The sequence below is a fragment of the Nonomuraea sp. SBT364 genome (assembly GCF_001083785.1).
Lineage (GTDB): Bacteria > Actinomycetota > Actinomycetes > Streptosporangiales > Streptosporangiaceae > Nonomuraea.
In genome coordinates this window covers 71,909-85,782 of sequence record NZ_LAVL01000005.1, presented here as the reverse complement: position 1 = coordinate 85,782, position 13,874 = coordinate 71,909, and the positions used below count along the sequence as shown (strand labels likewise).

The following is a 13,874-nucleotide window of genomic DNA, read 5'->3' as shown; positions in this document are numbered from 1 at the left end:
TTAATGCGCCCCATCCGCACCCCCAAGATCAACGTGTCCAAGGCCGTCCTCGGCGCCGCGCTCGTCGCGACCGCTTTCGGCGCCCACGTGTCGGCGGACGCCAGCGCCACCACCTCCAACACCCAGCCCCAGGCCGTCCAGCCCATCAAGGCCCAGACCCAGGTCAAGGCCTCGGCTACGCAGGTCCTGGCCGTGGCCAAGGCGCAGGTCGGCACCTCCGAGAACGCCAGCGGCGGCGGCACCAAGTTCCAGCAGTGGTACGCCAACTCGCAGCGCGCCGCCGAGACCGTCCAGCGTGACGGCGGCAGCCGTGAAGACTACCTGAACGCCGCCTGGTGCTCGATGTTCGTCTCCTGGGTCGGCGAGCAGACCGGCGCCCGCCCGCAGGTCGGCTGGGACGCCTACACCGTGACCCACGCCAAGTGGTTCGCCGCCAACGACCGCTGGGGCCAGGAGGCCAAGCCCGGCGCCGTGGTCTTCTTCTCCTGGAGCGGCAGCAAGGACCTCAGCTCCATCGACCACGTCGGCTTCGTGGTCAAGGACAACGGTGACGGCACGATCTCCACGATCGAGGGCAACACCGGCAACGGCAAGGTCGAGGAGCGGGTCCGCCCCACCTCCCAGGTCGCCGGCTACGGCTACCCGTCGTACGCCGCCTGATCCACGTACTCGAGAAGCGCGCGTCCCCAGAGGGGGCGCGCGCTTTTCGTGTTTTCATGCAACAGCTCCGCTTGCTGGATGATCCCTGGATACGTGGACCACACGACGGAATTCGACGAGTTCGTCCGGACCCGGGGCGATGCGCTCCTCCGGTACGGCTACGTGCTGTCCGGTAACGCGGAGGACGCGGCCGACCTCGTCCAGGAGGCTCTGGCCCGGCTCGGGGACGCCTGGCCGCGTGTGCGCAAGAAGGACAGCCCCGAGGGATACGTGCGCACGACCATGGTCAGGCTGCACATCGCCTCGTGGCGGCGCGGGCACCGGGAGGAACTGGTGTCCGTCGTGCCCGAGGAGGGCCGCTTCGACCGCTACGAGGACGCGGACCTGTGGGCGGAGCTCCAGGGGCTGCCGCGCAAGATGCGGGTGGTTCTCGTGCTGCGCTACTACGAGGACCTGCCCGACGCGGAGATCGCGGCGATCCTCGGCGTCTCCCGCGGCACCGTGCGCAGCCAGGCGGCGCGCGCCCTGGACAAGCTCCGGATCAAGCGAATGCTGCAGGAGGCACGATGAGAAGCGAAGAGGACCTGGTCCGGACCCTGCGTGCCGGGGCCGGGCACGTCACGCCGTCCGGCGGGCTGGCTGCCGCCGTCGCCGCCCGCCGCCGGACGCGCCGGCGCCGGCAGTGGGCCGGGACGGCGCTGGCGGCCGCCTCTGTGGTGCTGGTCGCAGGGGGGATGGCGGCCATGTGGCAGGGGACCCCGTCGGTCTCGCTGAGGCCGGCGGTCGCGGTCACCACGATGCCGCCCGCCGAGGAGGTCACGGTGCAGCCCGCCGAGGAGGTCACGGTGCAGCCCGCCGAGGACGTCACGGTGAAGCCGGCGGCCGAGGTGTGGCCGGAGGCGGTGTTCACGATGCCCGCCGCGGCGTCCGACGGCTGGAAATATCGCCCGGTGACCGGGATCTCCCCCACCGAGGTGCTGCTGACCGCCGAGTCCTCCTTCGAGAAGGCGGGCCGCCTGGAGGTCTACGACGCCTCGACCGGCGACGTGCGGGTGGTGGGGAAGATGCCCGCCCCCGAGGGGGTGAAGGGCTACTACGTCCAGGGCGTCGAGGTGGGGGAGGAGCACTTCGCCTGGTACGGCACGACGCCCAACAACAGCGACAAGTGGGCCGACTTCTGGGTCATCCCCCGCGAAGGCGGCACCGCCCGGCGCCTGGGCGAGGTCACCGGCGATCCGGCCGACGTGGAGCGGATCGGCGTCACCGACGACTCCCTGGTCTGGTCCCTGCGCCAGGGCGGCGTGTACCGCATCTCGCTGTCCGGCGGGCAGGCCGAGAAGGTCGAGGGCTCCGACGGCCTCCACCTGACCTCCTGGCCGCACGCCGTCGGCTACGCCCCGGGTGAGCGCGGGCAGAAGAACCAGAACCGCAGGGTCAACCTGGTCACCGGCGAGGTGACCGAGATCCCGGTGCCTCCGGCGACCACGAAGCTGACCTGCGCCGCCGAGTGGTGCTACGGCGCCGCCGCCGGTGACGGCGGGCTTGTCGTGCAGCGCGCCGACGGCTCCGACATCAGGCAGTTCCCCTCGCTGTCCTACTTCGGCGAGCTCCTGGGCGACCGGTTCGCCCCGGTCATGCCGAACAGGGGCGACGCCGATCCGGCGAAGGAATATGTCGCGCCTGTGGCGGTCTACGACCCGGCGACCGGCCTGATCGGGGGCGTGCACCGGATGTCGCCGGACAAGCCCACCGGCTACGGCAGCGGAACCTCTTCCTCGCCCACGACGATCATGTACTGGGGCGAGGGCCCGAAGGTCACCGTGCTGAACCTGGCGGCCGTCACCAGAAGATGATCGCCGCCACCGCGACCGCGGCCAGCAGTCCGAGGTAGGCGAGCACCAGCCGGGTGTCCCGGAGCAGGCACTTGCTCCGGGTCAGCCCGGCCCGCCGCGCCTTCCAGTAGCCCGCGAACCCCAGCCCGGCGAACGCCAGCAACGCCCATGGCCCGAACAACCACGCCAGCAGCGCGATCGTCGCATAGACGCACAACCTCAGCGGATCGTACGGCTCGGCCTTCACGTGATCACCTCCAGCGGAAGCCGTACCCTCGGCTCGGCGGCCACCGCCGACAGCCGCTGGGCCGACAGTTGCGGCCAGGCCTGCACGGCGCAGAACGGCGCGCACTGGTCGCGGTCGGATCGCGTGCCCACGTGCACGCAGCACTGCGTCAGCCGCTCCTCGATCATGGTCGAGAGGTCCATGAACGGCTTGACCGTCACCCGCACCACCCGCTCGCCGAGCATCCGGCGCAGCTTCGCGCGCCTGCCGGGCAGCGCGGACGAGGCCAGCGCCAGCAGGGTGGAGACGCCGAGGTCGCAGTTCTCACAGATGGTGCGCCACACGTCGCCGATCCGCGGATGCGACAGCGACGACTGCTCCGACAGCAGCCCGAGCAGCGACTCCTGGACGGCCAGGCGCAGCTCGCGCGGGATCTCGGAGTCGGCGATGCGGTTGGAGACCAGGCCCAGGTTCTCCTTGAGCCGGTCGTGGCCGATCAGTGCCACCAGAGAGCGCCACTGCCGGGAGTCGTCGCGGATCAGGTAGCCGACCGAGCAGCAGTGCGGGTGCGAGCACGGCAGCGCGGTCAGGTCGCGCCAGGTCACCAGGCCGCCGGTCTGCGGGCCGAGCCGCTTGAGCACCCCGGTGTGGGTGAGGCGGTCCATCGGGTCGATGGCTCCCGACCGGCCGGAGCCGAACTGCGGCTGCAGCGACACGCCGCCCACGTACGGGGTGTCGAGGGCCAGCTTGATGACGTCGCCGAGCTCGCCGTCGTTGACGCCCAGGGCGGCGGTCATCACCAGCGTGGTGAAGATCTCGCGCTCCGACAGTCTTCGTACGGCTTCGGCCTTCAGCCTGCGCAGGTCACCGCCTCGGTGATGCCTGGAGGACTCGGCCGAGGAGCCGTCGTACTGGAGGTAGACCTCGGCCCGCTCGCGGTGCTCGGTGAGCAGGTCGAGCAGGGAGTCGTCGCGGGCGATCAGCACGCCGTTGGTGTTGATCAGGATCCGGGTGATGGGGCGGTCGGCCAGCTCGGCGAGGAGGGTCTTCAGCTCGGGGTGCAGGGTGGGCTCGCCGCCGCTCAGCATGAGGACGTCGAGCTTGCCGTTCTCCCTGGCCAGGCGCTGGTCGACGTTGGCCAGCACGTCGGCGACCGGGACGATGCCGCTCAGGTCGGGGGAACTGCCGGCGAAGCAGGTGGGGCAGCGCAGGTTGCACGCCTCGGCGATGTCCTCCAGGAGGATGCAGGTGTGCTGGGTCTGCATCTCGGGGAGCCCGTGGAGGTACGCGCCGGGCACTGGCGCAAAATTTCCCGAAATATCGGGCATGTGCTGCTTGGTGGGAGCGGTCCATTCCTCCAGGTACGCCAGGATCTCCGGGTCCTCGTCGTACAGCGTCCTCACCAGGCCGTGCTTCCGGCACCCGCGTTCGAGCCACACCCGGCCGTCCCTGGCCGCCAGATAGCCGCTCAGCCGCTCCACCCGGTCAAGGTCACGCTCCTGGCAATGCGGGCAGAACGCGTTGACGTAGCGGAGGATGCGGTCGCCCCGCAGCTCCATCCCTGTGCTCACTGGTGCACCTTCCGGTCAAAGAGGGCATCGTAGTATCCGCGCCGCCAGCCGTACCCGAGCCTGAGCCCCAGCAGCAGGAGGCCGGGCAGGAGGAAACACTGCGGTCCCGTCAGGCCGAGCCACAGGATCTCGTTCGCCCGCGTGAACTCCACGAGGAAGCGGAACGCGGCGTAGCCCGCCAGGTAGAGCGTGAACAGCTCACCCGGCCTGGTCAGCCGCTTGCGCGCCCACACCAGGGCGGTGAACGCGGCGAGCTGGAAGACGATCTCGTAGACGAACGACGGATGCATCGCCTGGCCCGCCAGGCAGCCGGGGCACTCGGGGGTGCTCGCCGGTGCGTGGATGCCCCACGGCAGCGAGGTGGGCCGCCCCGGGGCCTCGGTGAGATGGCAGCCGATGCGCCCGACCGCCATGCCCAGCGCCACCGCGGGCGCGAACAGGTCGCCGGTGCGCTCCCGGTAGCCGATGACCCGCTTGGCCACGAGCACCCCGAGGTAGGCGCCGGTCAGCCCGCCCAGGATGCTGCGGGAGCCGTACAGCCAGAGGCTCTGCAGGTCGAGCGTCTCCAGCCAGCCCGCCAGCCGCATGCCGATGGCGCCGCCGACCAGCGCGCCGGTGACCGCCACCAGCGACTGCTCGTTCAGCGCGCCCCGGCTGCGGGCCTCGCGGACGAACACCACGGAGGCGACCAGGACGCCGAGGCCGACGAAGATCTCGTGCAGCGGCATCTCAGGAGCCGTACAGGGCCGGGTTGAGACCCGTGCACCACCCGGCCGTGATGATCGACCACAACGCCCAGCCGATCATCAGCCCGAGCCCGAGGCCGATCGCCCACGGCTTGCGCACCAGCACCAGGCCGATACCGGCGCCGAGCCCGAGCAGGGCGAGGAACGCCGCGGCGACCGCGATCACGGCACCGGCCTCGTCACCGTCCATGTTGTTGCCGGCGATCATCAGGACGCCGAACACGACGATGGTGTTGACGACGCTGTAGACGGCCGCGCCCGCGAACGCGAGCCCGACCACGATCCCCGCCGAGTTGGACTGCGGCTGCGGCGGAGGCGGCAACTGCCACCGCCCGTGCGGCCCGTGCGGCGGGCCGTGGGGCGGACCGGGCGGTGGGCCCTGGGGTGGGCCCTGGGATGGGCCCTGTGGTTGGCCTGGTGACGGGTGCCGCCATGCGGGGTCGTCGGGGCCCTGCGGTGGCGGTGGTGTGCTCATCGGATCTCCCCCCTGGTCCTGCACAGGTTAGGGGGCGGCGCTTTCACTTGGCTATACGTACCAGCCGGGGTTGATGCCGGTGCACCAACCCGCCGACACGATCGAGGTTACCGCCCAGCCGATCATCAGCCCCATCCCCAGCCCCGGTGACCAGGGCTTGCGCAGGATGATGAGCACCAGCCCGCCCCCGATCGCCGCCAGCGCCAGCACCACGGCCGCCACGACGATCGCCGCCTTCGCCCCTGTTGAGATGGCGAGGACCACCACGAGCACGTTGAGCGTCAGGTAGCCCAGCACCCCGGCCGGCGCCGGCCAGAAGGTCCGCACCCTAGAGGCCCTCCGAGTAGTAGATGGCGGCCTGAACCCGGCTCTTCAGCCCGAGCTTGCTCAGCACCCTGCTGACATGAGTCTTGGTCGTCGCCTCCGCCATGTCGAGCTCTCTGGCGATCTCCGCGTTGGACAGCCCCCGCCCGATGCAGGCGAGCACCTCCCGCTCGCGCGGCGTCAGCCCGGCCGGATCGACCGGCTCCTTCCGCACCGGCGCCTGCTCCCCGAACGCCGTGATCAGCCGCCGCGTGACCGCCGGCGAGATCAGCCCATCCCCCCTGGCCACCAGCCGCACCGCCTCGACCAGCGAATCCGCGTCGGTGTTCTTCAACAGGAAACCGGCGGCCCCCGCCCGCAACGCCCCGAACACGTATTCGTCCACATCGAACGTCGTCAGGATGAGCACATCGGCCACCCCCACCAGCTCCCTGGTGGCCGAGATGCCGTCCATCCGCGGCATCCGCACGTCCATCAACACCACGTCCGGCCGCTCCTCCTTGGCCAGGGCCACGGCTTCCACACCGTCGGCGGCCTCGCCCACGACCTCGATGTCGTCGGCCCCGTCGAGGATCAGCACGATCCCGGCCCGGACCGCCGCATGATCGTCGGCCACCAGCACCCTGATGCTCATCCCACACTCCTGTCGTCCTGTCCCGAGGTCGGCAGCCGCGCCGTGACGCGCCATCCGTCACCCCGCGGTCCCGCCTCGAACGTGCCACCGACGAGCCCGGCCCGCTCGCGCATGCCCACCAGCCCGGCCCCGGCTCCCGGCAGCCGTGGCCTACGCCCGTTGACCCGGTTGTCCACAGTCACCGAAACCTGCCGCGCCTCGTACACGATGTGCACCTCCGCCGGCCGTTCGCCGTGCTTGAGGGCATTGGTCAGCGCCTCCTGGAGGATCCGGAAGGCAGCCAGGTCGACAGGCGGGGGCAATTCGCGGGGCTCACCCTCGATCCGCAACGCGGTCTCCATCCCCGACCCGCGTGCCCGCTCGACCAGGCCCTCCGCGTCGGCCAGCCGGGGCCGCACGGCCTCCGACTCCTCGCCCGCCTGCCGCAGCAGCCCGATCATGGACCGCATCTCGGCCAGCCCCTTCACGCTGTTTTCCCGCATGGATTCCATGATCTTCCGTACGGTGCCCTGATCCAGGTCCTTGCGGGAGAGCACGGCCGTGGACTGGATGGCGATGGCGCTGAAGTGGTTGGCGATCATGTCGTGCAGCTCGCGGGCCATCCGCGTGCGCTCGGCCGTGATGGCCGCCTGCCGGTCGAGCTCGGCCAGCCGCGCCACCTGCTCGGCCCTGGCGCGCTCGGCGGCCGCCCGGTCGCGCTGCTGCCGCAGCACCTGCGCCGTGGTCACCGGCGACACCAGCACCAGCGCCAACTGCACGCTGATCAGCGCCAGCACGCGCCAGTCGCCCGTCAGGAACCCGCCCGCCGCCCCGGACAGCACCGCGATCACCGTCGAGGCGCCCAGCAGCCACCGCGCCGCCCTGGCCGGACCGTAGAGCGCGGCGGCGTACAGATTGTCGGTGTAGACGAGCACCGTGCCCAGCGACGGCCCCACCACGATGTCGAGCAGGATCCCCGTGGTGCCCAGCCCGAGCGAGGCCAGGGGCCGGCGCGTGCGCCCCAGCGTGGCCGCGCACGTCATCGCCAGCGGCACCGCCAGCATCCACTCGGCCGGCTGCCAGACGGGCGGATCGCGGTGGATGTAGGCTCCAGCCGCGATCAGGAGCAGGCCCACCAGGAAGGCCAGCCCCGCCAGCAGCGGCACGCGTTTCATGGCTCCTATCCCACCACCCCCGGCCATCGATTCCCTCCTTCGCGGGGTCGCCTGTGGATACACCCTTCGATGTATCCACAGGCTCGTTTTCAAGGCGGACGAAATCGCCCAAAACGTCCAGCATGCTGGATAGCGTGATTGTCGCCATCCTGATCGCCTGCGAGATCGGCTTCTGGGTCCTCCTCGGGCTCGGGCTCGCCTCCCGCTACCTGTGGAAGCGCCGCCGCCTCAGCACGGCACTCCTGGTCAGCGTTCCCCTCCTGGACGTCGTCCTGCTCACGGCCGCCGTGATCGACATGCGCGGCGGCGCCACGGCCGACATCCGGCACGGCCTCGCGGCGGCGTACCTGGCGTACTCGATCGTCTTCGGCCACCGCACCCTGCGCTGGGCCGACGCCAAGTTCCACCACCGCTTCGCCGGCGGCCCCCCGCCGCCGCAGCCCCCTCCCGGCGGCAAGGCCCGGGTGCGCTACGAGTGGGCGTACTGGCTGTGGATCCTGCTGGCGTACGGGGTCGCGTGGGCGGTCGTCCTGCTCATGACCTGGCTCGTGGGCGACCCGGGGCGTACGGAGGCGCTGACGGCGTTCGTCCTGCAACTGGCGAAGGTGCCGGCGATCGCGCTGATCTGGCCGGTGAGCCACATGCTGTGGCCCAAGAAGGTGGAGAGTGAGGACGCGCGATCGGCGTAACTGGTTCGAGGCATCGCTTCGGACCCGCTATGCTTACTTAAGCAGCGAGCGGCCGTAGCTCAATGGATAGAGCATCTGACTACGGATCAGAAGGTTGGGGTTTCGAGTACCTCCGGCCGCACAGCACAGCCCCTGTCAGCGGAAACGCTGGCGGGGGCCTTTTTCTGCCTCCGATGGGGCGTTCCTTGACCATCTGATTCGGACGATGCGAACAACCGCCCACGTAGGTGGCGTGCCAGGTCCGGGGGCTTCTAACGCGTCGGCGCGAAGGAGGAGGCGATCATCCAGAGGCCGGCGGCCACGATCACGACTGCGAGGGCGACATCCCTGGCCCGCCGGGCAGCCAGGCTTTCCGGCCGCCCGCTGATCACACGTCGCGCCAGGTGCGCTGTCTCGGCCCAGGTGATCCGCACTCCAGGGCGCCGACCGGCCGATGCGACGAGCACGGCCGCGACCAGCAGCGGCCACCGTACCGAATCGGCGAGCGGCATTTCGGAGTCGCCGCCGTACCAGCTGATGTACGTCGCGACGTCGAGCAGCGGGAAGAGGACAAGGGCCGCCGCGCCTGCTGCGCCGGCCCGTCGCCCCCAGCGGAGGGAAGCGGCTGCCGTCAGGGCGACGAGGATGACCGGCAGGCCGTTCTGGTCGGCCTCACCGGACCACTCGTCGAGGTGGCTCCAGGGGGACTCCGGAAGCTGTACGTAGATGACCTCGAGCGCGCGCATGCCGTACGTGATCGTCCAGCGGTGGAACATCGCCCCCCACGCCGCCGCGCCGGCGGCGCCCGCCCACAGGATGATCCCGTACGGTCTCCGAGGCAGGGACGAGCGAGCCGCCAGGCACAGCGCTCCAGCGGTCACCGGGTAGCAGACGATGAGGGGCCAAGGCGGCATGACCGTACGTTCCTGCCCGGTGCATGGGTCGGAGCCCGGCAGGAAGTACGCGGTGACGAGCCCGAACGCGAGCACGGCGCCGACCGTGGCGACGGCGGTGAGCGTCGCCCGGCGTGACCCGCGCAGGAGGAGTCCGGCCACGGCGACCGGCAGCAGGAGAACGCCCCAGAACAGCAGTTCTCCCGGCACGTGCTCCAGCGCGTAAGGGCCTTCCGCGAGGAAGGGGGTGGAGCTGGTTTCCGAACAGAACCAGCCGACGCTCTGCCTGCCGATCCCGAAGGTCGTCAGGATCACCGGGCCGGACGCGGTCAGTACCGCGCCGACGCGCAGCGCCGCCGCCACGGGGGATGGCGTTTCTGCCAGGGATTCCCGCATAACGGCACCTTCTGCCGGAAATGATCAATCCGGGACAGGGTAACGGATGACGATCAGCCTTTCAGTGGATCGCCTAGTCTCCGGTGCTCGCCCGCAGCATCACGGACCTGGCTCCCGGCTCGGCTTCGCCGATCATGTTCCGTTCTCGTACGGAAGTGATCAGGGCTCGGAATGCGTATGGCAGAGTGTCCGGTTTGTGGCGCAAGGCTGTCTCCAGGCGGACGAGGAAGGCGAGGAGTTCGGGGTCCGAAACGGATAGGGCGTGTTCTCTCAGTCGATCCACGTCACGGAAGACCTTGGCGTCGTCCTGCAGAGGTTGAATCGTGACGAGGTTTCTGGCCATGGCCATGATGAGATCGCCGACGGGCAGTGGCCGTCCTGCTTCCTCGATCTGCTTGCCCCATTCGCCCACCCAGCGCAGGTTGCCCCACAGGCGTGCCACCAGCGCCTCCTCAAGCCAGGCTCGCACCTGTTCGCGGACCGCGATCTGCGGGCCGGACAGGGTGCGCGAGGAGATCGTCAACTCGACGATCGCGGTCAGAGCCGTGAGCGCGACGCCGAGGGTGATGGACTTGGCCAGGTCTTCCGTGAAGACCTGGGTGGTGACGGCGGCGGTGCCACCGGCGCTGATGGCTCTCGCCGAACTCTTCCACCGCTGGTGCCGCCGCCGGATCTCGCTGTCGGGAACGTAACGGTGGATCTCGGCGGCCATCTCCCACCGGGCGGCGCCCGGGGTCTCGCCTTCCCGGGCTTCGATGAGCACGCCGTGTGCCTCGTTGAGAACCGCTTCGGCGAACAGCGTACTGCGGTCTTCTTCGTTCACGTGATATTGGGCGAAATCGAGCGCCTTTCGCCCGATTGGGCTTTCACTGGTGTCCTTTATCCACGCCTTCAGGCGGTCGTCGAACGTCAGGCTGAGCCGACCGCGATAATCGGGAAATCGAACGCCCCAGGTTATCTTCTCCCTGACCCAGCGTCCCATGCGCCGGAGCGCGCCGGAACGGTCCTGGTCGATCGGGAGTTCGGTGGCGTCAAGCGCATCGCAGAAGGCGGTGGCCGCTTGCCCTGCCTTCTCGGACAGGATGGCGTCGTCCTCGCCGAGGGCGCGGGAGACGGCTTGCCAGCGCAGGTGCCTCAGCCATTTTCTCCTTTCCAGTACCCTTTTTCCGAATTGATACCAACGCACGCTTTTGCTGGCGTAGCTGGCGACCGGGGGGTGTGCCGACATGCTCGATATATTACCGAGCAGGCCATGGATGGCGACTGCCATGAGCTATTCAGCAAATGTCAGTGATTACTGCTCAATTTCCTGATACGTCCCCACGCCGAAATGGGCGGAACGGAGTTTGCGGCCATGGCCGGCCGTGCTCAGGTGTTGCCCGAGTCTTCCGGGATGGGGGTGTTCTGGTCGAGGGTGTAGTCCAGCAGGGCGGCTTCGCTGATGACCTCGCCGGCGGGCGGGGCGGTGATGACGGGGCGGGACCCCCACCCGGTGTAGCGCGTGTCACTCCGCTTGACCAGCGGGTTCTTGGCCGTCCCGGCGGTGTCGGTGGTGACCAGGCGCTTGGGCAGGCCGTCGCGGCCGGCCCAGAGCTGCCAGGAGACCTTGCCCTTGCTCCTGGCGGTGATGGGCCGCCCGGAGGTCCAGTTGACGAGGGTGCCCTGGGCCGCCTTGCGCAGCGCCGGGTAGCTGATCGTGCCCCTGTAGAGGCGGCCGCCGGGGACGGGCTTGCTCGTGGAGCAGTTGAGCAGCGCCTTCACCAGGGCCGGGTCGTAGACGTCGATGGGTTGCAGGCTGGCGTCCTCGGCGAGGTCGCGGCCCAGGCTTCCCCGGTGGTGCTCGGGGTAGATGATCCAGTTCGTGCCGTCCGGGACCGGGCCGGAGTGGTGGCTGCGGCTGACGTACACGTCGTCGCGTACGCGGATCACCCGGTGGGGCTTGGCCGCGGGGAGGTCGCGCCAGGTGAGGTCGGCGGCCACCGGGCCTGACCGGCCGAGCCGGAGGCGGCCGTTGATCCGGGTCCCGCTCCTGGAGGTCTTCTCGCCGTAGAAGTAGCGGGTGGTCTCGGAGATCCGGACGCCGTGCTCGTCCCGGAGCTGCCGCTTGAGCGCGCCGACCGGATCGGGGGCGGACGCCTGCGCGATGGCGGGGCTCGTGGCGACGGGCGCGGAGGCGATCAGCACGGGCGCGATCAGCATGGTGGCGGCCAGGGTTACCCGTCGTCTCATGGGCGTTCTGTCCTTGCCTGGGCGTTCGGTCTTATGTGCGGACCGAGGCGGTTCCCAAGGATATCGTGCGGCCGGGATTCAGGCCGAGGTGACCGATCGGTGCACGTCTCCTCTTCAGTGGCGAGGCGATGCCGAGCGCGACGATAGCGGGTTCGCCTCGAAGGTTAGGGGTGGGGCCGGGGGTGGGGGCCGGTCATCGTGGAAGTCATGAGGCATGCCGTCGTCATCGGAGCCAGCGTCTCCGGCCTGCTGGCCGCCGCCGCGCTCAGCAGGATCGCCGAGCGCGTCACCGTGCTCGACAGGGACCAGCTGCCCGGGGAGGACGTGCACCGGCGGGGCACGGCGCAGAGCCGGCACGCCCATGGCCTGCTGGCCCGGGGGCTGGAGGTGATGGAGGTCCTGCTTCCCGGTCTCACCGCCGAGCTGATGGATCGCGGGGCGTTCGGCGGGGATCTGCAGGCCGACTGCCGGTGGATCAACGAGGGGCGTCGGCTGGCGCCGGCGCCGGGTGACATGCCGGGGCTGCTGGTCAGCCGGCTGCTGCTGGAGGGGCAGATCCGGCGGCGGGTGAGCGCGCTGCCGGGGGTGGAGGTGGCCGGTGACCGGCAGGTCTTCGACCTCACCCACAGCGGTGAGTGGGTCACGGGAGTACGGCTCGTGTCCGGTGAGACGATCAGCGCCGGGCTGGTGGTCGACGCGTCGGGCCGGGGCTCGCGGACGCCGGCCTGGCTGGAGCGCCTCGGGTTCGCCGCGCCCGAGGAGGAGCGGGTGGAGATCGACCTGACGTACACCACGCGGGTGTTCCGCAGGCGGGCCGATGACCTGGCCGGCGATCCGGTGGTCATCATGGCGGCGACCAGGGCGGTGCCACGTGCGGGGGTGGCGCTGGCCATGGAGGGCGACCGGTGGATCGTCACCATCGGCGGTTACGGCGACGCGCCGCCCGCCGACTACGAGAGCTTCGTCGACTACGCCGGGTCGCTGCCCGCGCCGGACATCCACGAGCTGGTCTCCGGGGCCGAGCCGCTGGACGACGGGTGTCACCATCGCACGCCCGCCAGCGTGCGTCGGCGCTACGAGCGGCTGTCCCGCTTCCCGCGCGGCCTGGCGGTCGTGGGTGACGCGGTGTGCGCGTTCAACCCGATCTACGGCCAGGGCATGAGCGTGGCCGCGGTCGAGGCGCTGCGGCTGGGCGAGTGGGCGCGCCGGGAGCGGCCCGCGCGCGAGCTGTTCCGGTCGATCGCCCGGGTCGTCGACGCGCCGTGGGACATCGTGGTCGGCAACGACCTGCGGCTGCCCGGGGTCCGCGGACGGCGGACCGCGAAGATCAGAATGGTCAACGCCTATCTCGAGCGCTTCCACCGGGCCGCCGAACACGACGCCGAGCTGGGGCGCCGCTTCCTGCGTGTGGCCAATCTCCTGGATCGTCCCACGGCGCTCCTGCGACCGGCGTGCCTGGTCCGCGTGTTGCGCGGCGGGGCGGGCGCGGCCGGCCGGGATGATCGGCGAGTGACGAGGGAACCCCGGTATCCGGCGCGGCACTAATTTGTACCGTTCATTATCTTGTATCGTTCGCCTTTGTGTCGGTAAGTTTGGCGGCCATGACCGCACCCAGGACTCCGACCATCGCCGAGGAACTGCGCGGGGCAGGCCTGCGGGTGACGGCCGCCCGCGTCGCCATGCTCGAGACCGTCCGGGACGGTGACCACCTCGGCGTGGAGGCGATCGCGTCCGGGGTGCGTGATCGTGTGGGGCACATCTCCCTGCAGGCCGTGTACGAGGCGCTGCACGCGCTCACCGCGGCGGGGCTCGTACGCCGGATCGAGCCGGCCGGCAGCGCCGCCCGGTTCGAGGGCCGCGTCGGCGACAACCACCACCACATCGTCTGCCGGTCGTGCGGCGCCGTCGCCGACGTCGACTGCGCGACCGGCCATGCGCCGTGCCTGACCGCGGCTGACGACCACGGCTTCTCGATCGACGAGGCCGAGGTCATCTACTGGGGCCTGTGCCCCCGCTGTTCCAGCTCCTGAGCACCCGCCTGAGCACCGTAAATCCCGGAAGGATTC

General features: G+C 70.3%; 16 protein-coding genes and 1 tRNA gene. 7 read left to right on the top strand and 10 right to left on the bottom strand.

Annotation, left to right across the window (positions count from 1 at the left end):
- The first annotated feature begins 3 nt into the window (after nt 1-3).
- The 3 genes from ADY59_RS04385 to ADY59_RS04375 all read left to right on the top strand — a co-directional run bounded on the left by ADY59_RS04385 (nt 4) and on the right by ADY59_RS04375 (nt 2,513).
- Nucleotides 4-660 (top strand): C40 family peptidase, encoded by a 657-nt coding sequence (locus tag ADY59_RS04385; RefSeq protein WP_049557895.1) that lies wholly within the window; start codon nt 4-6, stop codon nt 658-660.
- A 78-nt stretch (nt 661-738) separates the two neighbouring features.
- Nucleotides 739-1,230 carry a SigE family RNA polymerase sigma factor gene (locus ADY59_RS04380; RefSeq protein ID WP_049557893.1) on the top strand — a complete coding sequence of 164 codons (492 nt, stop codon included), beginning with the start codon at nt 739-741 and terminating at the stop codon, nt 1,228-1,230.
- Entirely contained in the window at nt 1,227-2,513 is a 1,287-nt protein-coding gene (locus ADY59_RS04375; protein WP_049557891.1) for a hypothetical protein, read from the top strand. The genes ADY59_RS04380 and ADY59_RS04375 overlap by 4 nt, the downstream gene beginning before the upstream one ends.
- Here the strand turns inward: ADY59_RS04375 and ADY59_RS04370 are convergent.
- From ADY59_RS04370 to ADY59_RS04340, 7 genes are all read right to left on the bottom strand, one after another.
- A complete protein-coding gene (locus ADY59_RS04370) occupies nt 2,500-2,739 on the bottom strand; it encodes a hypothetical protein (protein ID WP_049557889.1) in 240 nt (79 codons plus the stop codon). The two genes, ADY59_RS04375 and ADY59_RS04370, sit on opposite strands and share 14 nt — an antisense overlap.
- On the bottom strand, nt 2,736-4,289 hold the full coding sequence (locus tag ADY59_RS04365; protein ID WP_156325287.1) for a radical SAM protein: 1,554 nt from the start codon (nt 4,287-4,289) through the stop codon (nt 2,736-2,738). Before ADY59_RS04365 ends, ADY59_RS04370 begins: the two co-directional genes overlap by 4 nt.
- Entirely contained in the window at nt 4,286-5,017 is a 732-nt protein-coding gene (locus tag ADY59_RS04360) for a prolipoprotein diacylglyceryl transferase (protein WP_049557885.1), read from the bottom strand. The genes ADY59_RS04365 and ADY59_RS04360 overlap by 4 nt, the downstream gene beginning before the upstream one ends.
- 1 nt (nt 5,018) lies before the next feature.
- A complete protein-coding gene (locus ADY59_RS04355) occupies nt 5,019-5,357 on the bottom strand; it encodes a hypothetical protein (RefSeq protein ID WP_156325286.1) in 339 nt (112 codons plus the stop codon).
- A gap of 204 nt (nt 5,358-5,561) precedes the next feature.
- The gene (locus ADY59_RS04350; protein WP_053174419.1) at nt 5,562-5,837 is read right to left on the bottom strand and encodes a hypothetical protein; all 276 of its coding nucleotides are present in this window, start codon (nt 5,835-5,837) and stop codon (nt 5,562-5,564) included.
- A 1-nt stretch (nt 5,838) separates the two neighbouring features.
- On the bottom strand, nt 5,839-6,468 hold the full coding sequence (locus ADY59_RS04345) for a response regulator (RefSeq protein WP_049557879.1): 630 nt from the start codon (nt 6,466-6,468) through the stop codon (nt 5,839-5,841).
- On the bottom strand, nt 6,465-7,622 hold the full coding sequence (locus ADY59_RS04340) for a sensor histidine kinase (RefSeq protein ID WP_049557878.1): 1,158 nt from the start codon (nt 7,620-7,622) through the stop codon (nt 6,465-6,467). Before ADY59_RS04340 ends, ADY59_RS04345 begins: the two co-directional genes overlap by 4 nt.
- Nucleotides 7,623-7,756: 134 nt before the next feature.
- On the opposite strand from ADY59_RS04340, the gene ADY59_RS04335 reads away from it, so the two are divergent.
- Together ADY59_RS04335 and ADY59_RS04330 are read left to right on the top strand one after the other, a co-directional pair.
- On the top strand, nt 7,757-8,311 hold the full coding sequence (locus ADY59_RS04335) for a hypothetical protein (protein ID WP_049557876.1): 555 nt from the start codon (nt 7,757-7,759) through the stop codon (nt 8,309-8,311).
- A gap of 48 nt (nt 8,312-8,359) precedes the next feature.
- A tRNA-Arg gene (locus ADY59_RS04330) sits at nt 8,360-8,432 on the top strand.
- A gap of 130 nt (nt 8,433-8,562) precedes the next feature.
- Here ADY59_RS04330 and ADY59_RS04325 read toward each other — a convergent pair.
- The 3 genes from ADY59_RS04325 to ADY59_RS04315 all read right to left on the bottom strand — a co-directional run bounded on the left by ADY59_RS04325 (nt 8,563) and on the right by ADY59_RS04315 (nt 11,808).
- Nucleotides 8,563-9,579 (bottom strand): hypothetical protein, encoded by a 1,017-nt coding sequence (locus ADY59_RS04325; RefSeq protein ID WP_156325285.1) that lies wholly within the window; start codon nt 9,577-9,579, stop codon nt 8,563-8,565.
- Between the two features lie 73 nt (nt 9,580-9,652).
- A complete protein-coding gene (locus ADY59_RS04320) occupies nt 9,653-10,849 on the bottom strand; it encodes a hypothetical protein (RefSeq protein WP_049557870.1) in 1,197 nt (398 codons plus the stop codon).
- 98 nt (nt 10,850-10,947) lie between these two features.
- Complete coding sequence (locus tag ADY59_RS04315) at nt 10,948-11,808, bottom strand: hypothetical protein (RefSeq protein ID WP_049557867.1); 861 nt, start codon at nt 11,806-11,808, stop codon at nt 10,948-10,950.
- A gap of 207 nt (nt 11,809-12,015) precedes the next feature.
- On the opposite strand from ADY59_RS04315, the gene ADY59_RS04310 reads away from it, so the two are divergent.
- Both ADY59_RS04310 and ADY59_RS04305 read left to right on the top strand, forming a co-directional pair.
- Nucleotides 12,016-13,353, top strand: a complete 1,338-nt coding sequence (locus tag ADY59_RS04310) for an FAD-dependent oxidoreductase (RefSeq protein ID WP_063780555.1) — start codon at nt 12,016-12,018, stop codon at nt 13,351-13,353.
- Nucleotides 13,354-13,409: 56 nt separating this feature from the next.
- Nucleotides 13,410-13,838 carry a Fur family transcriptional regulator gene (locus ADY59_RS04305; protein ID WP_049557862.1) on the top strand — a complete coding sequence of 143 codons (429 nt, stop codon included), beginning with the start codon at nt 13,410-13,412 and terminating at the stop codon, nt 13,836-13,838.
- Nucleotides 13,839-13,874: the final 36 nt, after the last annotated feature.